Source organism: Epilithonimonas zeae, assembly GCF_023278365.1.
GTDB classification, from domain to species: Bacteria; Bacteroidota; Bacteroidia; order Flavobacteriales; family Weeksellaceae; genus Epilithonimonas; species Epilithonimonas zeae_A.
This window is the reverse complement of record NZ_CP075338.1, coordinates 842,485-866,638: the sequence shown is the minus strand read 5'-3', so window position 1 is coordinate 866,638 and position 24,154 is coordinate 842,485. Positions and strand designations below refer to the sequence as shown.

Annotated in this window: 26 protein-coding genes; 10 read left to right on the top strand and 16 right to left on the bottom strand. The window is 33.9% G+C overall.

Annotation, left to right across the window (positions count from 1 at the left end; translation table 11 throughout):
* Window positions 1–26 precede the first annotated feature (26 nt).
* The 7 genes from KI430_RS03695 to KI430_RS03665 all read right to left on the bottom strand — a co-directional run bounded on the left by KI430_RS03695 (window position 27) and on the right by KI430_RS03665 (window position 4,579).
* Window positions 27–623 (bottom strand): hypothetical protein, encoded by a 597-nt coding sequence (locus KI430_RS03695; RefSeq protein WP_248876925.1) that lies wholly within the window; start codon window positions 621–623, stop codon window positions 27–29.
* Between the two features lie 6 nt (window positions 624–629).
* Window positions 630–1,271, bottom strand: coding sequence for a hypothetical protein (locus tag KI430_RS03690; protein WP_248876924.1), 642 nt, complete (start codon window positions 1,269–1,271; stop codon window positions 630–632).
* A 36-nt stretch (window positions 1,272–1,307) separates the two neighbouring features.
* On the bottom strand, window positions 1,308–2,027 hold the full coding sequence (locus tag KI430_RS03685; protein WP_248876923.1) for a DUF2071 domain-containing protein: 720 nt from the start codon (window positions 2,025–2,027) through the stop codon (window positions 1,308–1,310).
* A gap of 108 nt (window positions 2,028–2,135) precedes the next feature.
* Window positions 2,136–2,828, bottom strand: a complete 693-nt coding sequence (locus tag KI430_RS03680) for a T9SS type A sorting domain-containing protein (protein ID WP_248876922.1) — start codon at window positions 2,826–2,828, stop codon at window positions 2,136–2,138.
* 11 nt (window positions 2,829–2,839) lie between these two features.
* Window positions 2,840–3,394: a phage tail protein gene (locus KI430_RS03675; RefSeq protein WP_248876921.1), complete on the bottom strand. Its 555-nt coding sequence runs from the start codon at window positions 3,392–3,394 to the stop codon at window positions 2,840–2,842.
* Window positions 3,395–3,440: 46 nt separating this feature from the next.
* Window positions 3,441–4,028, bottom strand: coding sequence for a phage tail protein (locus KI430_RS03670; protein ID WP_248876920.1), 588 nt, complete (start codon window positions 4,026–4,028; stop codon window positions 3,441–3,443).
* A 5-nt stretch (window positions 4,029–4,033) separates the two neighbouring features.
* Window positions 4,034–4,579: a phage tail protein gene (locus KI430_RS03665; RefSeq protein WP_248876919.1), complete on the bottom strand. Its 546-nt coding sequence runs from the start codon at window positions 4,577–4,579 to the stop codon at window positions 4,034–4,036.
* Between the two features lie 308 nt (window positions 4,580–4,887).
* Here KI430_RS03665 and KI430_RS03660 point away from each other — a divergent pair, with 308 nt between their 5' ends.
* Window positions 4,888–6,339, top strand: a complete 1,452-nt coding sequence (locus KI430_RS03660) for a DUF5723 family protein (RefSeq protein ID WP_248876918.1) — start codon at window positions 4,888–4,890, stop codon at window positions 6,337–6,339.
* A 4-nt stretch (window positions 6,340–6,343) separates the two neighbouring features.
* Here KI430_RS03660 and KI430_RS03655 read toward each other — a convergent pair whose 3' ends face one another.
* From KI430_RS03655 to KI430_RS03635, 5 genes are all read right to left on the bottom strand, one after another.
* The gene (locus KI430_RS03655) at window positions 6,344–6,841 is read right to left on the bottom strand and encodes a MepB family protein (protein WP_248876917.1); all 498 of its coding nucleotides are present in this window, start codon (window positions 6,839–6,841) and stop codon (window positions 6,344–6,346) included.
* A gap of 8 nt (window positions 6,842–6,849) precedes the next feature.
* A complete protein-coding gene (locus tag KI430_RS03650; RefSeq protein WP_248876916.1) occupies window positions 6,850–7,920 on the bottom strand; it encodes a GNAT family N-acetyltransferase in 1,071 nt (356 codons plus the stop codon).
* A gap of 51 nt (window positions 7,921–7,971) precedes the next feature.
* Window positions 7,972–8,973 (bottom strand): polysaccharide deacetylase family protein, encoded by a 1,002-nt coding sequence (locus KI430_RS03645; protein WP_248876915.1) that lies wholly within the window; start codon window positions 8,971–8,973, stop codon window positions 7,972–7,974.
* Between the two features lie 62 nt (window positions 8,974–9,035).
* The gene (locus KI430_RS03640; protein ID WP_248876914.1) at window positions 9,036–11,171 is read right to left on the bottom strand and encodes a S46 family peptidase; all 2,136 of its coding nucleotides are present in this window, start codon (window positions 11,169–11,171) and stop codon (window positions 9,036–9,038) included.
* Window positions 11,172–11,275: 104 nt separating this feature from the next.
* Window positions 11,276–11,686, bottom strand: coding sequence for an acyl-CoA thioesterase (locus KI430_RS03635; protein ID WP_074235599.1), 411 nt, complete (start codon window positions 11,684–11,686; stop codon window positions 11,276–11,278).
* A gap of 176 nt (window positions 11,687–11,862) precedes the next feature.
* On the opposite strand from KI430_RS03635, the gene KI430_RS03630 reads away from it, so the two are divergent.
* The 9 genes from KI430_RS03630 (at window position 11,863) to purU (ending at window position 21,417) form a co-directional block, all read left to right on the top strand.
* Window positions 11,863–12,738: a carbon-nitrogen hydrolase gene (locus KI430_RS03630; RefSeq protein WP_248876913.1), complete on the top strand. Its 876-nt coding sequence runs from the start codon at window positions 11,863–11,865 to the stop codon at window positions 12,736–12,738.
* On the top strand, window positions 12,738–13,796 hold the full coding sequence (locus KI430_RS03625; RefSeq protein WP_248876912.1) for an agmatine/peptidylarginine deiminase: 1,059 nt from the start codon (window positions 12,738–12,740) through the stop codon (window positions 13,794–13,796). The genes KI430_RS03630 and KI430_RS03625 overlap by 1 nt, the downstream gene beginning before the upstream one ends.
* A gap of 39 nt (window positions 13,797–13,835) precedes the next feature.
* Window positions 13,836–15,233 carry an MFS transporter gene (locus KI430_RS03620; protein ID WP_248876911.1) on the top strand — a complete coding sequence of 466 codons (1,398 nt, stop codon included), beginning with the start codon at window positions 13,836–13,838 and terminating at the stop codon, window positions 15,231–15,233.
* 10 nt (window positions 15,234–15,243) lie between these two features.
* Window positions 15,244–16,428, top strand: coding sequence for a class I SAM-dependent methyltransferase (locus KI430_RS03615; RefSeq protein WP_248876910.1), 1,185 nt, complete (start codon window positions 15,244–15,246; stop codon window positions 16,426–16,428).
* Between the two features lie 124 nt (window positions 16,429–16,552).
* Window positions 16,553–18,361: a translational GTPase TypA gene (gene typA, locus KI430_RS03610; protein WP_248876909.1), complete on the top strand. Its 1,809-nt coding sequence runs from the start codon at window positions 16,553–16,555 to the stop codon at window positions 18,359–18,361.
* 87 nt (window positions 18,362–18,448) lie between these two features.
* A complete protein-coding gene (locus tag KI430_RS03605; protein WP_248876908.1) occupies window positions 18,449–18,643 on the top strand; it encodes a hypothetical protein in 195 nt (64 codons plus the stop codon).
* Window positions 18,622–18,915, top strand: coding sequence for a type II toxin-antitoxin system RelE/ParE family toxin (locus KI430_RS03600; RefSeq protein ID WP_248876907.1), 294 nt, complete (start codon window positions 18,622–18,624; stop codon window positions 18,913–18,915). The genes KI430_RS03605 and KI430_RS03600 overlap by 22 nt, the downstream gene beginning before the upstream one ends.
* A gap of 84 nt (window positions 18,916–18,999) precedes the next feature.
* Window positions 19,000–20,565 carry a glycoside hydrolase family 10 protein gene (locus tag KI430_RS03595; RefSeq protein WP_248876906.1) on the top strand — a complete coding sequence of 522 codons (1,566 nt, stop codon included), beginning with the start codon at window positions 19,000–19,002 and terminating at the stop codon, window positions 20,563–20,565.
* Between the two features lie 18 nt (window positions 20,566–20,583).
* A complete protein-coding gene (gene purU / locus KI430_RS03590) occupies window positions 20,584–21,417 on the top strand; it encodes a formyltetrahydrofolate deformylase (protein ID WP_248876905.1) in 834 nt (277 codons plus the stop codon).
* Between the two features lie 2 nt (window positions 21,418–21,419).
* Here purU and KI430_RS03585 read toward each other — a convergent pair whose 3' ends face one another.
* The 4 genes from KI430_RS03585 to KI430_RS03570 all read right to left on the bottom strand — a co-directional run bounded on the left by KI430_RS03585 (window position 21,420) and on the right by KI430_RS03570 (window position 24,123).
* On the bottom strand, window positions 21,420–21,743 hold the full coding sequence (locus tag KI430_RS03585; protein WP_248876904.1) for a hypothetical protein: 324 nt from the start codon (window positions 21,741–21,743) through the stop codon (window positions 21,420–21,422).
* 67 nt (window positions 21,744–21,810) lie between these two features.
* Window positions 21,811–22,152 carry a hypothetical protein gene (locus KI430_RS03580; protein WP_248876903.1) on the bottom strand — a complete coding sequence of 114 codons (342 nt, stop codon included), beginning with the start codon at window positions 22,150–22,152 and terminating at the stop codon, window positions 21,811–21,813.
* Between the two features lie 76 nt (window positions 22,153–22,228).
* Window positions 22,229–22,936, bottom strand: a complete 708-nt coding sequence (locus tag KI430_RS03575) for a LytR/AlgR family response regulator transcription factor (RefSeq protein WP_248876902.1) — start codon at window positions 22,934–22,936, stop codon at window positions 22,229–22,231.
* A gap of 2 nt (window positions 22,937–22,938) precedes the next feature.
* Entirely contained in the window at window positions 22,939–24,123 is a 1,185-nt protein-coding gene (locus KI430_RS03570) for a sensor histidine kinase (RefSeq protein WP_248876901.1), read from the bottom strand.
* Window positions 24,124–24,154: the final 31 nt, after the last annotated feature.

The window sequence follows — 24,154 nt, the reverse complement described above, 5'->3', positions numbered from 1 at the left end:
AGTGCTTCACTTTTTTGTTTTTGATGTTATGGTTTAGTCGCTCCCGGAACGATATAATAATTATCAAAACTGGTATAGACTCTGGTCTTCTTCACTTCACCATTTTCGTACATCTCGACTTTAGTAGTAGTTTCGGATTTTTTATCAATATATCGGACTTCATCCAGTTGTTCTTTTCTGTTGTAAGATTCCGTTTTGACATTTCTGCCATCCTCCATATAGTGAACGCTTCTCAATTTGCCATTGTCTCTGTATCTGTAGGTTTTGGAATTGTAGAAATCGCCGTGGTCAGTAGTGTGGCCTTCGTAGGTGTATTTCGCATCATAACGGCCCTCCATAAAAAGTTTCCCTTCATTATCATAGATATAATAATACACACCATCTTTTGGCTCTATCAATTCGTAGATAGTGACTGGTTCAGGTGTTTGACCTGGATTGCCAATCATGATTTCTTTCTGACTAAAAATAATAGAATCATTTTGAGAAACCCAAAGTGTATCAATAATCTTTGAATTCGGTTTGTAATGAACCTTTGAGATGATGATATTCTTATGTTCTGTTCCTTTGGTGTCACAGCTCATCAAAATTAATAATAGAAAGAATGGAAAAAGTTGTGTTTTCATTTTATTTTAATCTTCAATCCTGACGCCATTTTTGTTAATCAGATGAGTATTTTGTTTCAAAAATTCTGCTTCTGCAGGATGGCTTTTGTGATAAGTTATTTTAGAGATCAAAGTTTTGTCCTGATACAGATAAATCGAGCATTTTCTGAAGCGTCCAAAATTTACACGTTTGATTTTTATAAAATTAATTGTGTTAGGAGGAATTAATTGTGTTTTGAAATTCATAAATACCAATAATCCTTTTTGTGAAAACAGATACAAAGGAATGACCGTCATTAACCGTTGGATAAATCGGATATAATTCTGATAGTGGATGACAAATTCATCATTAAGATCAGCAAGCTCATTCATAACACTTCTGAATCTCCTGTGGATGATTACGATGAGTGGTACAAAGCATAATGCTAAAACCAACTGTAGATATAAAACCGTAGGAAAGACATAGCTGATAAAGTTTTCCTGAATATCCCTACTGGTATAAGCCTGATAGAATAAGTAAACAAAACAGCCTAGAATGACACAATTGATCAAAGCCAAAAAACCGATAGCTGTTAACCGTAGTTTTTTCAGATTCTTGATTTCCCTATTTATAAATTCATTCATCAATCCAATAATTTTGATTTGCTGGTCTGCTTTGGCATTGTTCAAAATATTATATACTTTAAACTGGGTAAATTTAATAAATCATAAAATTTGTTTAATACTTCTTAGAGATTTCCATTCGTGTTCTATATTTTCCATCAAAACAGCGTTGTCAAATTGAATAGAACCTTCTGGAAAAACATCCTGATTATCAAAAAAACTTGATTTTACATTTGAAACTTCCAAAGGTTTTATTTCCCAATGGTATGTTTCGAGTTTCAAACCTTCAAAACAATTACCATTAGGTGAATATCCAACCGATCCTTTCTCAAAAAAATCTGAAACATTATCTATAGATTTAAAGATAGAATTTGAACTAAATTCAGAGACTAATTTGGCATCAATTTCTATCGTTGTATTATCCGAACATTTAAAATCTAGATGATAATTGTGATTTTCTTCTTTCACATTGAATTTTGCATAATAATGCCTACCTGGAAAAATTCTGCCACCAATTAGAGAATTTAGTTTTAAATTAGTATCTCTTCTTGCGATATAAACACCTTCTTTCATTTCTCCATTTTCATCCCATTCTACAGCAATTCTATGAGCACCATTTTCTGAATTAATTCCAATGAAATTAGGAAAGCCTTTTGGTTTTATATTTTTCAATCGTATCAAGCAAATTCCTATAATTGCTTTATCTTTATAGAGTTTTGGTTTAAATGGTTTTGGCAAAATCTTCTCCACAAACTTTGGTTCAACAATATAATTGACAAGCATTCTTCTTTCAATAATTCCGAGGATTGTTGGTATTCTCATGGATTGTTTCTGTTTTTAGATTTAAATCAAATTTAAGTGTTTACATTTTGTAAAACAAAAAGCCGGAAGAAAACTCTTCCGACTTATAAAACTAAAGAAATATAGTATTTATTTTTTTATAAATCTAAACTGATGGGTTCTGGAATCGGTCGTAATAATTATCAATTGATAAACTCCGGATTCCAAATCCTTGACATTAATTTTATTTTCAAATTTTGAAGATCTTATTATTTGTCCACTCATACCTATTATTTGATATTCTTTTGCACTTCCAAGACCTTGGATGCCTATATTATCCACAACAGGATTAGGAAATAGAAGTGCTTTCCCACTATCAGTTTCATTAACGGCTAAAGTTGTTGTATGAACATCACCCGAAAAATTGGAATTGGAAGTCGTCAAATTTCCACCGCAAGCGCCTTCTGTAACAGATGTATTTTCTACCCACGTTCCAACATTATTACTTGGTGGATTCGGTGCTGTGCTGCTTCCTGTAGAATTATAATATATGAGATATGGGCTGGTAAAAGTGCCGTCACCTTCGTCAGCTAAGAATTCCCATCTTGACATTGTATTATTCCATTGTATTTTGAATTCGCAAGTTCCCAAACCTCCGCAAGGTTGATCTCCCGTTACTGGCGACGTCACGTAGATTCTTTTGCCATAAGTATCGGGATTGGTTTCCTTGGTAAAAAGATAATTGGCAGCACCAAACAAATTGGTACATCCACTGAATGTTATATCCTGTGCGAGAACCACAACAGACAGTAATATTGTTGATAATAAATATATTTTTTTCATAAGTTTAAATTTTAAGGTCTTGATGGAAATATGCCCTGTAAAGCAATGATACATTTGAAAGTGATGTAAGGCTGGATGTTCGGATGTGGTTGGCTACCTCCTGTACTAGTAAGCATATCATTTTTCATAAGAGCTGGACTGCTGAGGTCTGTGCTGTACTCTTTGTCCAGAGTTTTTGTATCTGCTGGTACACCTAAACTTGAATCACTGGTGTTACCATTGGCTTTAACAGCCAATAAGCTGTGATTATGTGCCGGCATCTCGTTCAAGGTAACCGTGTGGTTTTCTTCTCCTCCAATATCGCCTTGTGAATAATTGGGTAGACCAAGTCCCTGACCATTCCCTAAAATAACCCTACCCTGGATATTTGGTAACATAAAAGTGGTACTGCCATTTCCACCGTAGGTCGTCCCCAAAAGTGAAAACAGAGCTACATTCTGATTAATTGGTAAGGTTTGACCATTACACTCAGCCCAACCTTTGGGTGCGTAGCCAAAAGTAACATAAGCTATCTGCCCAAGAAATGGGGTAGACTGAGCAAAACTTTTTGTTGATAATAATATCAAACCTAGTATAATTAAATTTTTATTTTTCATAATATAAATATTAAAATTAAGGATGTGGAGGAAATACACCGTTTAAAGCAATAATACATTTTAAAGTACCATAAGGCTGCATATTATTATGAGCCTGACCAGATCCGCTAGCTTGTATAGCTTGAGTATTAAAAGTAGTATCTGAAATAGCAGTAGAATATTCTTGATCCTCATCTCCCGTGTTTGCAGGTAGATTGCCTCCTGGCGTGTTTTTGTTACCAACAGCTTTCACAGCTTTTACAGAATGATTATGTGAAGGTAGATTAAGAATATTAAGAGTTGTTTGGCTTTCTCCAGTCATTTCTCCATTAGATTGCGGTGTTAGACCAGGTCCGTTTCCAGAGCCAATTAGCGTTCGTCCTCGTAAATCGGGGAGTGCAAAATTGGTTGTTCCATTACCGCCGTATTGTGTTCCTAATAAGGCAAAGAGAGCTGTGTTTTGCTGTATGGGAAGCAATGCACCATTGCACTCTGCCCAGCCATTTGGTACAAAAGTAAATGATACCCAGGCGATTTGCCCAACGTATTGTGTTCCATCTTGCGCGGAGAGTTTTGAGTTTATTACGATCATAAACATCAAAAAAAATAGTTTGCTTGTTTTCATAGTATTTAGTTTTGTGATGGAAAAATACCTTCCGTAGCGATGACACATTTCATTGCTGTAGTAGGCATCATATTGTTATGTGGTTGAGATCCGCCGTTGTTTGATACAGTATTGACTTTCATAGTTGTATCGGAGGTAGCATTAGAATATTCCGGGTCTAATATTCTTGTATTAGCAGGTACCGCATTGGTTGGCGAACTAGAATTTCCGTTTAAATTAGATCCTACAACATTATGAGTGTGAAATGGCATTTGATTAACTGTTAATGTTACAGTTTCTGTACCTCCCTTTTGTCCAAGTACATATGGACTAAGACCAGCTCCATTTCCATCATCTATAATAACCCTGCCTCTCATATCTGGTAAAGCGAAAGTTGTCTGCCCGTTTCCACCATAAGTTGTTCCAATTAACTGAAATAATGTAGAATATTCTGCAATACTTACCACAGATCCATCGCAATCATGCCAGCCGATTGGTGCAAAATTGTAGGGTACAAACATAATTTGTCCCACAAATGGTTCACTTTGTGCACTTATTTTTACTGTAATCATAAATGCTCCAATAATTAAAAGTTTAAATTTTTTCATAATACAATCAGATTAGTTGTATAAATCTAAATTTTATTATGAATTGTACAATAAAACAGAGGGTGACAAATATGAGACATTTGATTTTACAAAATATTAGTATTGAATATCAGTGGTTTAATCGATTGCAAGGATTTCATATTTTATCATAATTAGTACAATTTCCATATTGGTTTTCGGATTAAACACTCATTATTAATCCTATGTTTAACAATTTTCTTACTCAACAATATTTTCTTTAAAAAATAGTTTATAATTAACTGGTTTGTAAAATGTTGAAATTATTTTGTTTGGGGTTGATTGTGTTCTGTATTGTAAAAATTACAGCCCAGAATAATTTTACTTTTACCAATGATAGTTACAGCGGCATTAATTCTGCTATTTTTTCGCCAACACAGCCTTTTCTCAATCCAAATCCTTGGGATGTAAATTTGGTTTCTGCAGATCTTTTTCTTCAGAACGATTACGCTTACATTTCTAAACAAAGTCTTTTAGGTTTAGCAGGAACGCCAATACAATTAGCCAACCCAAATCGCGGAATTACCGGAGAAACTCAACCAAGTGTCTTTGATTTTTATAATAAAGAGAATGCCAGCCTGATGTTCAATACTGATATTATGGGACCATCATTTTCTATGACAGCTGATATCAAAGACAAAAAATATGTGCTGGGATTATTCAGCCGACTGAGATCACAAGCTTCAGTTCTGGATTTGGACAACTATCTTCGATTTGGTAACGAAATGATCAAACAACCTGAGTTTTACGAAATGGAACCATTCTCTTCAATTGCTATGAATTGGAATGAAATCGGATTTAATGCGGCAACAACAATTTTTCCAACTTCTGACAAACAATGGATTTTTGGTCTTAATTTGAAATACGAAATGGGATTAGACGCTGCTAATATCATCAGTCATCAGAATATAAAACTAACTGCAACAGAGCCTGCGATATGGGATAATCCGGATTTGATGAACATCTATGCTTCTGATTATAATGTTTCTGTCAATTACATTACCAATTATAATTCAGAAACAAAACGCTATGATTATAAGCAAAATGGTTCTGGTTTGGGTTTGGATTTGGGAATTACAATGATTGATAAAAATCCCAGAGAAGATGAGTATCAAACTAAATTTTCTTTTAATATTTTGGATTTAGGTTATGTCAATTTCAAACATGGATTAAATCATAGTTTTGTTAATGGAAATACCATTTGGTTGCAGAATAATCCCAATCTGGAGGATCAGGAATTTGAAAGTCCCGAACAATATTTAAAACTATTAAGCAAAGAAGCTTATGGTGACGAAAACAAATCTTTTGTTGGTAATGGTTTTAAAATTGGTTTACCGACAAGTATTAACTTAAATTATAGTCAAAGAATAAAAGAAAATCATTTTGTTAATTTCAATTGGATTCAGAGAGTTCCTCTTTTTGAGAACTCTGTCAAACGAAACAATATTCTTAATGCCAATTATTCTGTACAGAAAGCTGCTATCGGTTACGGAGTTTCTACAACTTTGTCGGAGTATAAAAGTCTTCAATTTGGTGGATACTTTAGGATTGGACCTTTGATTCTTGGAAGTGAGAATACTTTTCCTTTATTATTAAAGCAAAAACATCTTCACGCAGCCAATTTTTATATCGCAATCAAGCTATATCCGTTTTGGGATAATGAATTGAAGCGTCATAGGAGACAAGATTGTGATTGTGAAAAGTAAAGTATTAGAGCTTTGTAATTTTTCTAAATTCATTTAAAATAGAATCATCAGAATCAGAATAATTGATGAAGTATTTGGTTTGCCAGAGTTTTGTTTTTTCAGCTTGTTTATTATTCGGAAAATGCCAATCTGCATAGATTCTGAAACCTCTTTTTCCAGCTTTTTCTCCGCTGGAAATTAAATTTTCTTTTTCTAGAATAATTTTTGGAAACATGAAAAAGCCAGAGTTTTCACTTTCTTCAATCGAAATAATGTAAAAGTCAAAATCATCATAAACGTCAAAAGGAACCGTTTTTCCATCTAAATTTCTTTTCCAAAAGGTTACAAATTGACCAATCTTCTTAGGTGTCAGTTTTGACTTTCGGAATTTAAACTTAGTTTGATTAATTTTAAAATTGAAACCAGAATATTCTTCACATTCCAGATCTGGAGTGATTTCCGAAAGCTGAAGATTTAATCCTTTTAAAATTAAATCATTTAAATATTGCAAATCAATGTTCATTGATCTATTTAAGTAAAAGAAAAATCGCCGTCACCATCAGTAAAGTTGAATTTAAAATCTTTTCCGAGTTTCTCTTTGAAATCTTTATGAGTAAGATAATCTCTTTTTAGTGGTCGCTTATAAATAGATTTTGGCGTTTTATTTTTCTGGATCATACTGTTAAGCTTATCATCGTAAATTGTCATCATTTTGATTTTATATTTCTTGATGATTTTTGGAAGAATTCCTGCTACAAATTCTACATTTCCAAAATAATAAAGCACTTTCAAATTTCCGTTTCTTACTGAACAAAGCATCGCCGCAACAATCTCCTGATTCTGATATACCGAGACCCAAAACATCTCATAATCCTTGGAATATGAAGAAAAAAGGTAATTAGATTGCTCCGTTTCCTGAGAAAGCCAAGGGTAATCTAAAATCCATTGGAAATCTTCTGCGTTTCTAGCAATTGGATTTTTCTTTTGATTGATGAGAAATTGATTTAAGCTTTTATCAATCGTTTTTGTGATTTTATAAAGATTGTTTTTCCCAGCGCTGAGATAAGGAATGAAAATATTAATCAGGTTATCAAATCGTTTTAACCAGATTTTATTCTTATCAAAAAAGGGTTTCTTCGTAGGTAAAAGTTCAGCTAGGTTGGATTTGTAATAATATCGCACAGCATTTTTGGAAGTCAAATCTTCAAACAATCCGATTTTACGGTAAAGCCTTTCTGCACTTGGTGTAAACTCGGTAATCATTAGATTTTTATCATAAACTTCTTCAGCAGAGTAAAGTAACTTCTGAGCGATCTGTTTGCCTCTGTGTTTTTCGCTAACGAATAATGTGGATAGCCATCCAAAATGGATTTTTTCACCATTTTTATCATTGACATCATCAGGAAGAATACCTAAATAACCTGCAAGTTGATCGTCATCAAAAGCTAAAAATAATAAGATATCTTTATCTGTAGCGCGGGGATTGTGGATGTGAGAAGATTCTCTAAGTTCAGAAATGGGAGCAAATTCAAAATTTTTGAATTGTATAGTTTGCGTAAATCCTTTTAACTGTGCTTTGTTTAATCCAACAATATTTATCACCGATCATTAATTTTAAACAAATATAGCAAACACTTTGTTCAAAGCATAATTTCAGCTTCTTTTAATCGTGTTTTTGCCAAGCATTTTCAATATTTGATAATAGATAATTTCGTTTTTTAGAATTTCTTCGGCTGAATAATTTTTGGTTTCGATCGGAATTCTCTGGATATTTTTAGAATAAGAGTCTAATTTTAACCCTGCCGCTCCAAAGGTGTATTTTAAATCAGAATTTTGTTTAAAAATCAAATCAAAAAATTGCTCTGTCACCAAATGATCTGTAAAAGGAAAAGCAAAAGAATCATTCAGAAATTGATTATCTATCATATAATCTAAGGATTTCTGTGTATTATCGATTTGTTGTTCTAGAGAAAGTTGATTATAAAGCGGGTGATCCCAACCGTGAGAGGCAATTCCAAAACCATCTTTTTTTAGTTTGATTAATTGTTTCGTAGTTAGATAGACTGGATTGTTTTGGAGATAGTTTTCAAAATTGATTTCTAAATGATTGGCAATTTCATCCAACTGATTTTGATTTTCAAAATTGATACTTAAGATTGAAGAAACAATTTCGTTTAATTCATCTCCGGTTAATTTGTGCATCTTTTCTTGAAAAGTTCCATTCTCAATAATTTCCGAAACAATCAAACTGGCTTTGTTCCGCCACATCAATTCTTTGTTATCAATAAACTTTGGATTGATAAAATTAATAGCGAAAATTCCTTTTCGGAGAAGAATAGGAGAGATGATGTCATAAAACTCGCTGTAACCATCGTCAAAAGTCAATAGAAGTTTTGGCTTCGAAGTTTTCTTTTGATTGAGATAATCTTCCCAATTAACGAATTCAAAATGGTTTGACAGAAAATCGAGATCTTTTTCAAACTGTCTGACAGAGCGGTAAGGAAAAAGATGTTTGACATGTTTTACATCTTCATCAGAAACCAAATGATAAACCAAAATCAAATTATCAAAAGGTAATGAACCAAAAAATTTTTCAAAGGAGAATATCTTTGTTATTGGGTTGACAATTCGGAAAAATTTGGTTTTGAAGCTCATTGGAAAAAAACTTTGCCAAAGATAATCATCTTTGGCAAAGCTCTATTTAATTTAATATTTAATTACTTCACAACTTTCATCTCGTTGATTAACCATTTTGCATCAGCATATTTATCAATCACAAACAAGATATATTTTGTATCCACCATTATATTTCTACACAATTTAGGATCATAATTGATGTCACTCATCGTGCCTTCCCATTGTCTATCGAAGTTAAGGCCAATTAGATTTCCGTAAGCATCCAAAGCCGGACTTCCGGAGTTTCCACCAGTGGTGTGATTGGTTGCTGTAAAGTTAACCGGAACATCGCCTGATTTATCTTTATAGATTCCGTAATCTTTGGTGTTGTAAAGATTGATTAGTTTTTTAGGCAAATCAAATTCATAATCTCCAGGAATATATTTTTCCATCACACCAGAAAGATGTGTTTGATAACCATAAGTAACAGCATCTCGTGGATTAGAACCTTTCACTTTTCCATAAGTTACACGCAAAGTAGAATTGGCATCTGGAAAGAATTTTCTGTCTTTATCTGTTTCCATTTGCTGAGCCATAAACTGTTTTTGCAAAGCATCGATTTCAGTTTGATAAGACGTCACTTTATCGTGCGTTGTTTTTACATAAGTTCCTTTGATAGATGCGTAAAGCTGAACAATTGGATCATTTTTAAGCGCTTGAACCAAAGCATTCTGATCTGCAAAAACTTTATTAATATCAGAATAAACTGTTGCGCCATTCACTTTTCCGCTTCCCATCACGACAGAGTTTTTCGCCCAATTTTCTATGGTTGTAATGTTTTGATTCACATCTTTATAATTTTCAAAACCAGCTGGTAAAAACTGCTGAGGTGTTTTGTTGGCATAAAGTGCAATCACTTTTGCAGTTACTTTTGCATCAAGACTGCTCTCATAATCTTTATAAATTTCAGACAATCTCGATTTCAGATTATCTAAAGATTTCTGAGAAGAAGTTCCATTTTCTACAGCTTCTACATAACTCCCAAATAAACTTCCTAGAGCCAAAGTTTCAGCATTTCTTGGCAACTCACTGTAGTAAGCTCTGTTCAAGGCGTAAGGTGCTTGCTCATTATAAAGTTTGTTAAGTCCGTCAATTGTTGTTTTGATTGCCGGATTTTTAGAAATCAGAGATTGCTCATATTGCTGTTTTTTTCCAACAGCATTAGACTTTTTAAGACCTTCGATTTCACCTTGCCATTTTTTCCAGGCGTTGGAGATTCTTGCATACTTAGATGCGTATTTTATTCTTGTAGCGTTGTCCACTCTCATTTTTTCATCAAGCGTTTTAAGAGTGACATCACGCACAGAAATCATCGCCGGATCAATTTCCGTCATAATTTTTTCAACTGCTACAGCAGGAAGATATTCCGTTGTTCTTCCTGGGAATCCGAAAACAAAAGTGAAATCATCCTCTTTCTTATCCTTGATAGAAATTGGTAAGAAATGTTTCGGTGTATAGGGAATATTATCTTTGGAATATTCTGCAGGTTTGTTGTTCTTATCGGCGTAGATTCTAAACATAGAGAAATCTCCCGTATGTCTTGGCCAAACCCAGTTGTCTGTATCAGAACCGTATTTTCCAATCGCTGAAGGCGGTGCGCCAACCAAACGGATATCTTTGTAAGTTTCTATGACATAAGCATAATATTTATTACCATAATACATAGACCTTACGGATATTTTCTGATAGCTCTCTGGTTTTTGAGAAGCAATATAAGCGTCTGTATTTTGTTTGATTTTCGCATCAAGATCTTTTACAGTTAGACCGTTAGTTCCTGCAAGAATGTCTTTTGTCACTTCTTTGATATCAGTAATGAAATCTACAGTCACTCCAGGATTTGGTAATTCTCCATTCATATCTTTTGCCCAGAATCCATTGGTCAAAAGGTCATTTTCTACGGTTGAGTGAGACTGGATATTATCATAACCGCAATGATGATTAGTCAATAACAATCCTTTTCCCGAAATGATTTCCGCAGTACAACCACCATCAAACTGAACTACGGCATCTTTGATGCTTGCTTTTTCCGGATTGAAAATATCTTTGGCAGAGATTTTCATTCCAAGTTCTTTCATTTCTTTTTCATTAACTTCTGTCGGAATCCACATCCCTCCGTATTGCTGAGCAAATGTCATTACTGTTGACAATGCAAAAGCTGATAAGAGAATTTTTTTCATTTTAAATTTTTAAAATTTCACGAATTTAATTAAAATTTTTGGAAGAGATAATTTAACCTTGCTGAAATATCGGACTAAAAAAATAGAATCTGGTTTAGATTCTATTATAATTCTGGATTCGTATTTTTAACATAAAGTCGATCCTCAACATATTCGATTTTTGTTTTTCCGTGCGGTTTTGGCAATCCATCTTCGCCAAGAGCTACAAAAACCAATTTGTCAATCGTAATAATTTTTTGATGTGTCATTTTATTTCGAACTTCACATCTTAGTGTCAAAGAGGTTCTACCAAATTCCACTGCTTCAATTCCAATCTCAATAATGTCGCCTTGTTTTGCCGAACTCACAAAATTGATCTCAGAAATATATTTTGTTACTGCCCTCGAATTTTCTAGCTGGATAATCGCATAAAGTGCTGCTTCTTCATCAATCCATTGCAACAGTCTTCCTCCGAAAAGAGAATGGTTTGGGTTTAGGTCTTCTGGTTTGATCCACTTTCTGGTGTGATAATTCATCATAGTTCTGTACCATTTTTATTTGATACAAAGGTAAAGTTTCCCAAGGAATTAACAGTTTTAAAGCATAGAAATTATAGATGAGGAAATTAATTTTTAGAAATATTACCCTAAATCTTTTGGTTGAATTTTTGATTCCCTAGAATCTTAGTATTTTTGTAAAAATTTTTAAAATAATGTCAAAGGTTAAAATCGGAACAGTTCAGATGTCTTGCGTTGCTGATAAGCAGTCAAACCTGAACAAAGCCATTGAAAAGATAAAAGATGCTGCTGCTAAAGGAGCTCAAATTGTTTGTTTACAGGAACTTTTTACATCATTGTATTTTTGTGATGTAGAAGACTATGATAATTTCGAATTGGCGGAACCAATTCCTGGTCCTTCAACAGATGCATTGTCTCCTGTTGCTAAAGAATTGGGCGTTGTAATCATCGCTTCATTATTCGAAAAAAGAGCACAAGGTCTTTATCATAATACAACGGCTGTTATTGATGCTGACGGAACTTATCTTGGTAAATATCGTAAAATGCATATTCCGGATGATCCTGCTTTTTATGAAAAATTCTATTTCACACCAGGCGATTTAGGTTATAAAAATTTTGATACAAAATTCGGAAGAATTGGTGTACTGATTTGTTGGGATCAATGGTATCCGGAAGCTTCAAGAATCACTGCGTTGATGGGCGCAGATATTATGTTCTACCCAACAGCAATTGGCTGGGCAACCGACCAGGATGAAGAAACCAATCAAGATCAATACAATGCCTGGCAGACAATTCAGCGTTCTCATGCAGTTGCAAATGGCGTTCCGGTAGTTTCTGTCAATAGAGTAGGATTTGAGCAAGATGGTGCAATGAAATTCTGGGGCGGAAGTTTTGTGACCAATGCTCAAGGAAAGCTTTTATATCTTGGTTCTCACGATAAAGAAGAAGTTGTGGTAACAGAAGTTGATCTTGCCCAGACCGATTATATGAGAAAGCACTGGCCATTCCTTAGAGATAGAAGAATTGAAACTTATTCGCCGATTACAAAACGTTTTATTGACGAGGATTAATGGTTATAGATAAAGATTTTAATCCGTTAGAAAATGGATACACTTTCCCCGCAGAATGGGAAGAACACGAAGCAACTTGGTTGTCTTGGCCGCATAAAGAAGAATCCTGGCCAGAAAGAATCGATTTGATTTACCCTGCTTATGCACAATTCATTGCTGAATTAACCAAAGGTGAATTTGTGTGCATTAATGTCAAAGACCAAGAGATGCAGGCTTTTGCAATGGAGCATATTTCCAAAGCCGGAGCGGATATTTCTAAAGTTGAATTCTACTTTCACGAAACCAATGATGCCTGGTGCAGAGATCACGGACCTGCTTTTTTAGTAAATAAGAACGGAGAAGAACCAAAGAAAATCATTGTTGATTGGGGCTTCAATGCGTGGGGAGGAAAATATCCGCCATTCGAATTAGATGATGTGATTCCGACAAAAATTGCTGAAGAAAAAGGATTGCCTGTTTTGTATCCTGGAATTATTATGGAAGGTGGTTCTGTTGAATTCAACGGTGCCGGAACAGTTTTGACTTCAAAATCTTGTCTGCTTAATGAAAACAGAAATCCACATCTTTCGCAGGAAGAAGTAGAAGAGTTTCTGAAAAAATATTACGGACAAAAGCAAGTTCTTTGGGTAGATGACGGAATTGTAGGTGACGATACAGATGGTCACGTTGATGACACCATCAGATTCGTAAATGAAAATACAGTTCTAACAGTGATTGAAGATAATCCTGAAGATGATAATTATGAAATTCTTCAAACAAACCTTCGCCAACTAGAAGAAATGACTTTGCTAAACGGCGAAAAACTTAATATCATCAAGCTTCCAATGCCAGACCCAGTGTATTGTGACGGACAAAGATTACCAGCTTCTTACGCCAATTTTTACATCGCTAACAAATCAGTGATTGTGCCAACTTACAGATGCGATAAAGATGGATTGGCTTTAGAAATCATCCAAAAATGTTTTCCTGATAGAGAAGTCGTGGGAATCGATTCTACCGATATTATTTGGGGATTGGGAAGTTTCCACTGTTTAAGTCAACAAGAACCTTTGGTATAGATTAGGTCCGCATTACGCGGATTTTTTTATTTGATAATTATGAACGAAAATATAACTACCGATTCTGTTAAAAAATTTCTTCCCTTGATTTTAGGAACCGCGATTTTTATGCAGATGCTGGATTCTACAATTCTAAATACATCATTACCCTCCATTGCCCGAGATTTGCAGGAATCGCCTTTGGATATGCAAAATGCTATCATTAGTTACGTTCTGACTTTAGCTTTGTTTATGCCAGTGAGCGGATTTTTGGCGGATAAATTCGGAACTAAAAAAATATTCATTCTTTCTTTATTTGTTTTCTCGCTAGGTTCATTATTTTGCTCGTTGTCACAAAATCTTACCGAATTGGTAATTTCCAGAGTGATTCAAGGAGTTGGTGGTAGCTTGATGACGCCGGTTGGGAAATTAGCATTGATTCGGGCTTTCAATAAAAATGAACTTTTGAAAGCAATGAATTTCGCCATCATTCCAGCATTGATTGGACCGGTAATGGGGCCTGTCGTAGGTGGGTATATGGTAGATTATCTCAGTTGGCACTGGATCTTTTTGATTAATATTCCAATAGGAGCTCTGGGAATTATTCTTAGTTTAAAATATATGCCGAATTATAAATCGCCCGTCATCGATTTTGATTTAAAGGGATTTCTGATTTTTGCTTTGGCTTCCTTACTACTTTCAAGTGCGTTGGAATTATTGGGAAATGCTCAAAATATTACACCTGTTTTGATGATATTTTTTCTGGGTTTTCTGATGCTTTACTTCTATTACAAACACGCGAAAACAGACAATAACCCTATTTTTCCATTGAATCTTTTTAAAGTCCGAACATTCAGGGTTGGGATTTTAGGAAATCTGGCAACAAGACTAGGCATTAGTTCCATTCCGCTTTTAGTTCCGTTAATGATTCAGATTGCTTATGGAAAATCGGCGCTCACTTCTGGTTGGATTATTGCACCGATGGCTCTTACAGCAATGTTCGGAAAATCTTTTGTCATTGGGATTTTGGATAGATTTGGCTACCGCAAAACTTTGATGGTCAATACGTTTACAATCGGAATTTTGATTTGCTGTCTGGCGATTCCGAGTGTCCACAGTTCAATTTATTGGTTTGTTCCGATTTTGTTGATTTTAGGATTTTTTAATTCGATTCAATTTACGTCGATGAATACGATTTCTATTGCTGATCTGCGACCTTACCAAAATAGCAGTGGCAATTCTCTGGTTTCTGTTAATCAACAGTTTGCGGTTGGATTTGGGATTGCATTTGGTTTGATTGTTTTAAAATTGTTTGAAGGCGACACGACTTTAGTTAAAAATCAGGTTCACACGGCGTTTCGTTACACATTTTTGGTGGTAGGGTTTCTCACGATACTTTCAGGTCTAGTTTTCAGAAGACTGAATTTTAGAGATGGCGACAATATGAAGTCGGTTTAAATAATAATCAATGGATTTTTCAAAATTAATTTCTTCTGATATTCAAAATTATATCAATCAAAATCTCAATTCTGATTTAAATAAATTATTATTGAAAAAATCGCCATTTTCTGATGTTACGATTCAAGAAATTGTGCAACAAGTTAAAGGCAAAAAAATAGCTGAGAAGAAGTTTCCATTTTTATTAAAGGAAGGAATTATTTTCCCTCCAAATCTCAATCTGGAACAAGCTTCATCTCAATCAACTGCAAAATATAAAGCTCAAAATCTTAAAGGAAAATCTTTTCTTGATTTAACTTGTGGTTTCGGGATTGATGCCTATTTTTTGTCTAAGAATTTTGATGAAGTAACATTAATCGAACAAAATCCAGAATTGATTTCAATCGTTGAAAATAATTGGAAAGTATTAAATCGAAAAGCCCATTTCATTAATGAAAATTTGGAAGTGTTTTTAGAAAGTCTTCGAGAGCCTCATACTGACAATTCTACTAAGTTTGACGTCGTTTATCTTGACCCAGCGAGAAGAGACCAGCAAAACAAAAAGAAATTTTTACTTGAAGATCTATCACCAAATCTATTAGAAATAGAAGAAAAATTACATTCGATTGGAGACAAAATTATTGTCAAATTATCACCTTTGATTGATATTTCTTATCTCATTTCAGAATTAAAAAATATTACTGAAATTCAAATTATTGCGGTTAAAAATGAAGTGAAAGAACTCCTTTTAACTATAGAAAATAATCCATTAACTGACAGCCAACAGCCGACAACTATTAAATGTATCAATCTCGAATCTGATGAACCAGGATTTTCTTTCAATTTCAATGACGAAAAATTGGCAAAGTCAGAATTCTCAGGAAGTTTGAATTTCCTCTATATTCCAAACAATTCAATTTTAAAAGCTGGCGCATTTAATATTATTTCAGAACAATTCGGATTGAAAAAACTGCATCCAAATACACATTTTTATACTTCAGAAAACAAAATCGAAAATTTCCCTGGAAGAGTTTTAGAAATAGAAAAAACCGAGGCTAAAGATTTGAAAAAAGGAGAGAAGTACAATATTATTTCCAAAAATTATCCTCTAAAACCGGAAGAAATCAAGAAAAAATACAAGCTGAATGACGGCGGAAATCATTATCTGATTTTCACACAATCCGTTGATGGAAAAGAAATTCTGAAAAGCCTTTAATTAATCTGCTGATTAACAAAGCTTTAATTAGATGTTAATTATTTAGCCTTATTTTTAAAAATAATTGAATCAGAGTTCATCTTCCCATAAAATTTCACTACATTTGCACGCGTAAAAAATGGATATGCAAAACATTAGAAATATAGCGATTATCGCACACGTTGACCACGGAAAAACGACTTTGGTTGATAAGATTATTCACGCAACCAACATCTTCAGAGAGAATCAGGAGAGCGGTGAGTTGATTATGGATAATAACGATTTGGAAAGAGAAAGAGGGATTACCATTCTTTCAAAAAACATCTCTGTAAATTACAAAGACGTTAAAATCAATGTAATCGATACACCTGGTCACGCCGATTTTGGTGGTGAGGTAGAAAGAGTTTTGAAAATGGCTGACGGAGTTATTTTGTTGGTGGATGCGTTCGAAGGACCAATGCCACAGACAAGATTTGTACTTCAAAAGGCTTTGGAACTTGGTCTTAGACCTTTGGTTGTAATCAACAAAGTTGACAAACCAAACTGTCGTCCGGACGAAGTTCACGACCAAGTTTTTGACTTGTTCTTCAACCTTGATGCTACTGAAGAGCAGTTGGATTTCCCAACATTCTATGGTTCATCTAAACAAGGTTGGTTCAACACTTCATTAGAAGAAACAGATAATATTTTCCCATTATTAGACGGGATTTTACAATATGTTCCAGAACCAAAAGTAACTGAAGGTAACCTTCAGATGCAGATTACTTCATTAGATTTCTCTTCTTTCTTAGGAAGAATTGCAATTGGAAAAGTAACAAGAGGTGAGGTAAAAGAATCTCAATGGATTGGTCTTGCTCAGGCAGATGGAAAAATTGTGAAAGGAAAAGTAAAAGAACTTTACGTTTTCGAAGGTCTTGGAAAGAAAAAAGTAACTGAAGTACAAGCAGGAGATATCTGTGCTGTAGTAGGTTTCGATGCGTTCCAAATTGGAGATTCTTTCGTTGACTTGGAAAATCCTGAGCCATTGGAAAGAACAGCAATTGATGAACCGACATTGAATATGACGTTCTCTATCAACAACTCACCTTTCTTTGGTAAGGATGGTAAATATGTAACTTCAAACCACCTTAAAGAAAGATTAACTAAGGAATTAGAGAAAAACTTGGCATTGAGAGTTCAACAAACTGACGATGCGAACACTTTCCTGGTTTTTGGTAGAGGTATTCTTCACTTATCAGTTTTGATTGAAACCATGAGAAGAGAAGGTTATGAGATGACAATTGGTCAGCCACAAGTTATCTTGAAAGAAGATGAAAATGGTCAAAAATTGGAGCCTTATGAATCTTTGGTTGTTGACGTTCCTGAGGAATTTGCTTCTAGAGTTATCGACTTAGCAACTCAGAGAAAAGGTGACCTTCACATTATGGAAACTAAAGGTGAAATGCAACATATGGAATTCGAGATTCCTTCAAGAGGTCTAATCGGATTGCGTTCTCAAATGTTGACTGCAACTGCTGGTGAAGCTATTATGGCGCACCGTTTCACAGAATATAAGCCTTTCAAAGGTGCTATTCCTGGAAGAAACAATGGTGTATTAGTAAGTAAAGGAACTGGTCCAGCTACAGAATATTCTATCAACAAACTTCAAGATAGAGGTAAGTTCTTCGTTGATCCAGGTGAAGAAATCTACACTGGAATGATTATCGGTGAGCAAAACAAACCTGGTGATTTGGTTGTAAATATTGTAGAAGCTAAACAGTTGAATAATATGCGTGCAGCCGGAAAAGATAAAGATACTGGTGTTGCACCAAAAATCTTGTTCTCTCTAGAAGAATGTATGGAATATATCCAAGCTGATGAAGCAATCGAGGTTACGCCTAACTTCATCCGTATGAGAAAGAAAATCCTTTCTGAAGAAGATAGAAAAAGATTGGAAAGACAAGCAAAAGCTTAATCTTCATAAATTTAAAAGCCTTCATATTTTGAAGGCTTTTTTGTTCTTTTTAAATTGATTAACTTAGCTTAATAAATTCATACAAAGATGACGATCACCAAAGAAAAACTAAAAAAACATATTGACGATTTTCCAGATGAAATCAGCATTGAGGAAGTTATTGAGCGATTAATTTTTATTGAGAAATTGGAAGAGAGGTTACAAGAGTCTGACAAAAATGAAACGATTGATGAGGACCAACTCAAAAACGAGATTCAGCAATGGTTCGCATTAAATGGTTAATATCTGCGAAATTAGATTTAAAGGAAATTTATGATTATATTTCTCACGATTCTAAAAGATATGCTCAATTACAAATTGTAAAAATTCAAACAAAAACTGAAGTTATAAAATCAAATATTTTTATTGGAAAACTTGTAAGTGAAAGCAATGATAAAAGTGTAAGAGAGATTATTGAAGGAAATTACAGAATTATCTATAAGATTGTTTCGCAGGATGAAATTCATATTTTGATGATTCATCACGGTGCTCGAGATTTAATCAGAAGAATATGATTTTATTATAAAAGTATACAGAACTGCATCCATTATTGGATGCTTTTTTTGTTATTCTAAATTTATCCTTTAGTTTTGCAAACTATGCGTTTCAGATTATCATTTTTCCAAATACTTTTATTGGCAATCTTTGTAGTTTCTTGTGCAACAAAGACTAAAAAATCACCAACTAAATCTGGTGTTAAAAAACCAATTACAAAAACTGAAATTAAGCTTCCGCCCAAACCAGTTGTTCAATTGAATAATATCAAATTACCTGAAATCAAAAGAGAGTTCAGAGCTGTTTGGATTGCATCGGTTGCGAATATCAATTGGCCATCTAGAAATGATCTGTCCGTAGATCAGCAAAAACAAGAAGCGATACAAATGTTGGATATGTTGGTTGATCTCAATTTCAATGCGGTAATTTTACAAGTTCGTCCTTCGGCGGATGCTTTGTATAAAAGTACTCACGAACCTTGGTCGCATTTTTTGACTGGACAAATTGGTTTAGCACCTTATCCTGAGTATGATCCTTTGGAATTTTGGATTGAAGAATGTCATAAACGTGGTTTAGAATTTCACGCTTGGCTGAATCCATTCCGTGCACATCATTCCAATGGTGGCGCAATCTCCTCAGAATCGATGGTCAGAAAATCGCCTGATAATGTTGTGAAGCTAAAAAACGGAATGTATTGGTTTGATCCGGCTGATGACAGAACGCAAGATCAGGCTTCAAAAGTGATTAAAGATATTATTTCGAGATATGATGTTGATGGAATTCATTTGGATGATTATTTCTATCCGTATGCCGAATATAATGGCGGAAAAGATTTCCCTGATTACAAAACTTGGTCCGTCTATCAGCAATCTGGCGGAACGCTTTCCAGAGCAGATTGGCGAAGAGGAAATGTCAACAAATTTGTGAAAAGAGTATATGACGAAATTAAAGCTCAAAAAAATGATGTGAAGTTCGGAATCAGTCCATTTGGAATTTGGAAACCCGGTTATCCCACTGGAATCAAAGGTTCTTCTCAGTATGATGAATTGTATGCAGATGCCAAATTATGGCTGAACCAAGGTTGGGTAGATTATTTTACGCCTCAGTTGTATTGGCCTGTCGATTCGCCGGGACAAAGTTTTCCGCTTCTTTTACAATGGTGGAGTGATGAGAATACAAAAGGTCGTCATCTTTGGCCAGGTCTTAACACCGTTGCTGTAAAATCTCCAAATAAAGCAACAGAAATCGCCCGCGAAATAGAGGTGACAAGACAGATTATTAAAAATAATACAGGAGAAGTCCACTACAGCATTGCAGGAATTAGTAAAAGTTACGAGATGCAACAGGAGTTGAAAAACAACTCTTATAAAGATAAAGTTCTCATTCCCGAAACAAATTGGTTGGCTTCAGAACCTTTATCAGAACTTCATGTGAATCTCAAAAAAGAATCCAATAATTTTGTGATTAGCTGGAACAAACAGCCCGAAGCTTTGTCTTATGTGATTTATCTGAAATATGGCGACAATTGGCAAACTGAAATCTTGTCTCCGGAACTCATTAATAAAACAGTTTTATCATTTTCAAATGGAAAAAAACTGACGACAGTTGTAGTAAGATCTGTTGGGAAATTAGGAAAATTAAGTCCATACAAAGCAATTTCTGCTAATTAAAAAAACTCAAAAACACCGATGGAAACTATTCTTAGAATCAATTGCACAGACGAAAAAGGCTTAGTCTATAAAATATCTGAATTGCTCTTTAAAAATGAGTTCAATATCACGAAAAATGATGAATTTGTGGATGAAGATAACGGACGTTTTTTTATGCGCACGACTTTCGAAGGTGATTGTGACAGGGAACAGATTGCCAAAGAAGTTTTGGCGATGTTGCCTCCCGATTCTAAAGTGGATTGCGTGGATGGACGGAAAAAAGATGTTGTGATTCTCGTTACCAAAGAACATCATTGTCTTGCAGATTTGCTGATTAGAAATCAGTTCAAAGATTTGAATTTTAATATCTTAGCGGTCATTGGGAATTATGAAACTTTACAAGAACTGACAGAAAAATTCGATATTCCATTTATCTATATTCCTGCAGAAAATATCACGAGAGAAGAACACGAAAATAAAATTAAAGAAACACTGAAAAATTATCAATTCGATTATTTGGTTTTGGTTAAGTTTATGCGGATTCTTTCGCCTAATTTTATTCAGAATCTGGAAGGGAAAATCATCAATATTCATCATTCATTTTTGCCAGCGTTCATTGGCGCCAATCCTTACAAACAGGCTTTCAAAAGAGGTGTGAAAATTATTGGCGCAACGGCTCATTTCGTGACCAATGATTTGGATGAAGGTCCAATTATTTATCAGGATATTATTAAAGTCAGTCATTCCAAAACAGCAAGAGACCTTGCGAAAATGGGAAAAGACGTTGAACGAATTGTTTTAGCAAATGCCCTGAAATTGGTCTTTGACGATAAGGTTTTTATTGATGGGAACAAGACGATTATTTTTGAGTAAAGTTAAATTGAAAAAAGTATTTTCATATAATAAATCTCAATATTTTCTAATATCCAATTATTTCTATCTGTCCATTCGCCATCGGTATATCTTAATTTGACAATCCAAATAGAGCGTAATTTTGCTCCAAATGAATTTTCAGAATCAACTTCTGATCTTATTTCGAATTCTTTCTCATTAATTTGATTATAAGAATATTCTGAAGAAAAATATGAAGTTGTAGGAGATTTAAGATTTTCTTTTACAAAATCTTTTGAAATAATATATGCTTCACTTATTCCAACCGAATTCTCTGTTAAAGCTGGTCGTAACCAAAATGTAAACATTAAAAAACTTATAAATATTGCAATTATAACACTTAGGAGTAATTTTTTTTGTGACATTATGAAAAAGTTAATTAGTTGATTTCATCATTATATGACATAATACTGCAACTTCACTTACTTTAAAATCATCAGCATAATCACCACCATTAATAGCCTCTTCGATACAAGCTTGCATATTGATAGCGTCATTTTTCATTTCAGACACTGTTTTATATTTTTGATGTTCAACTTTTTTCAAACTCGCAACAAAATCAGCGCAGGTTGCTAACTTATTTTCTTCTGTTGAATTCTTCCAGTCTGAAATTTTAGCTTGATGCAGAGTTCCATTTTTTGTCCATTCGATTTCCTTTTGGTCATTTCCATCACAAGAAATCAAAAAGAGAATAATGACAAATATTATTTTTTTCATAGATTTTAAATTATTTTTAAAAATAATATCCTTGATTATGATTAACTTACGGAAAACCATATTTGACTAGCGAAAATCATCTAATCCCCAAAACCTGATACAATTCCTCTTTCTTGTTCAAAGCAATTGAAATGCTCTTTCCATTCGTTAATTCAACCATATTTCCGTTTAAACTTCTGATAGCTTCCAGATTGACGATGAAAGACCTTTGAACTCGGAAAAATTTGGGCAAAGTCAGAACTTCATCCATAGATTTTAACGTTGCTAAAGTCGTGTATGATTCATTATTAATAACGATTTTCAAATAATCGCCTTGCGCTTCTACATACAGGATTTCGTCCAGAAGAATTTTTGTGAGTTTTCCATCCGCTTTGATGAAAATTCGGTCATCATTCACCTGATGAACTGTTGAATTTCGTTTCAGATTGATATAATCTTTTGCTTTATTCACCGCTTTTAAAAATCGGTCAAATCTCACAGGTTTTACAAGATAATCTGTCGCTCCGGTTTCGAATCCATCCAAAGCAAAATCTCTGTGAGCCGTGATAAATATAATAACCGGCGGATTTTCCAATGTTTTTACTAGATCCAAACCGTTGATCTTTGGCATCTGAATATCGCTGAAAACAATATCCACCGAATTGTTTTCCAAAAACATTAGCGCTTCCACAGAATCTCCAAAAGAATCTGTCAATTCCAAAAACGGAATTTCCTTGACAAAATTCTCAATGATTTCTCTTCCAATCGGTTCGTCATCGAGTACGACACAACGTAATTTTTCCATCGTTACAAGTTAATTTTTAGTTCGACTCTGAAGCTGTTTTCCAAAGTTTTGATATTCAGAATATGTTGATTGGGATAGAGTAGTTGTAGTCTCTTTTTGATATTCTCCAATCCAATTCCTCCAAACTCTTTTTTGATTTCGGTCTTATCAATATCATTTTCCAAAATAAAATAAAATGTATTGTTTTTGATTTCAATTTCTTGTTTGATGAATTGATTTTGAGAACTTTTTAAGCCGTATTTGAAAGCATTTTCTATAAATGTAAAAGTCATCAAAGGCGCAATATAAAGTCCGGAAATTTCATCCTCTCCCGAGATTTCCAACAGAATGTTTTTATCTTTTGGATAACGCATTTTTTCCAATTCAAAATAATTTTTGATGAAATCAATTTCCTTTTCCAAAGCTACTTTTTCAGCATTAGATTCGTAAAGTGTATAGCTCATTATATCGGAAAGATTCAAGATCACCTCCGGTGCAAGATCATCTTTTTTGACACTTAGACCATAAAGATTATTCAAAGTATTGAAAAGAAAATGCGGATTCAACTGTGATTTCAGAAAGTCTTTTTCGATGTTGATATTCTGGATTTCGACTTCCAGTTTTTGCTGTTGCAATTCTGTGGTTCTGTTATATATTTTTATGATTTCCAACAAAATCTTAACGAAGAAAAAAGGCAACATCGTAAAAATCACAAGAACTGCATTTCCAATAACAGCCTTGAAAGGAATTGCTTCTATCAAACTTATAGAGCCATTTTTTTTAATGATGTCTTTATAAACCGGAACGTTGATTTCGTAGCCTAAATGATAATAAAACACATACATAAAATGATTGACAATCATCCAGATATAAACCAAAATAGGAATGCTCAGAATTAATAAAATAATGGATGTTTTTCTCTTTAATAGGAATATTTTCGGAACTAATAAATAGAAGAAAATATAGAAAACAACCATATTGTTGACCGCATTTCTTAATGTTAAAATTAAACCTTCAAAGACAGACAGTTTGAGTTCGATATAATAATTAAGAAATAACAATGCTGAAAATACAAACCACATCAAAAAATGGAAAATTATTTTCGGACTTTTGTTATAGAATTTTTCGAATTCTATCAAGATGTTTTGATTGGGTTGAAGTTCTGCTATCGTCGGTTCTGTCTGCATTCTGCTAATGTAAAAAGGCATTTCAAAAATAAGCTTTTGAGATTAGAATTTA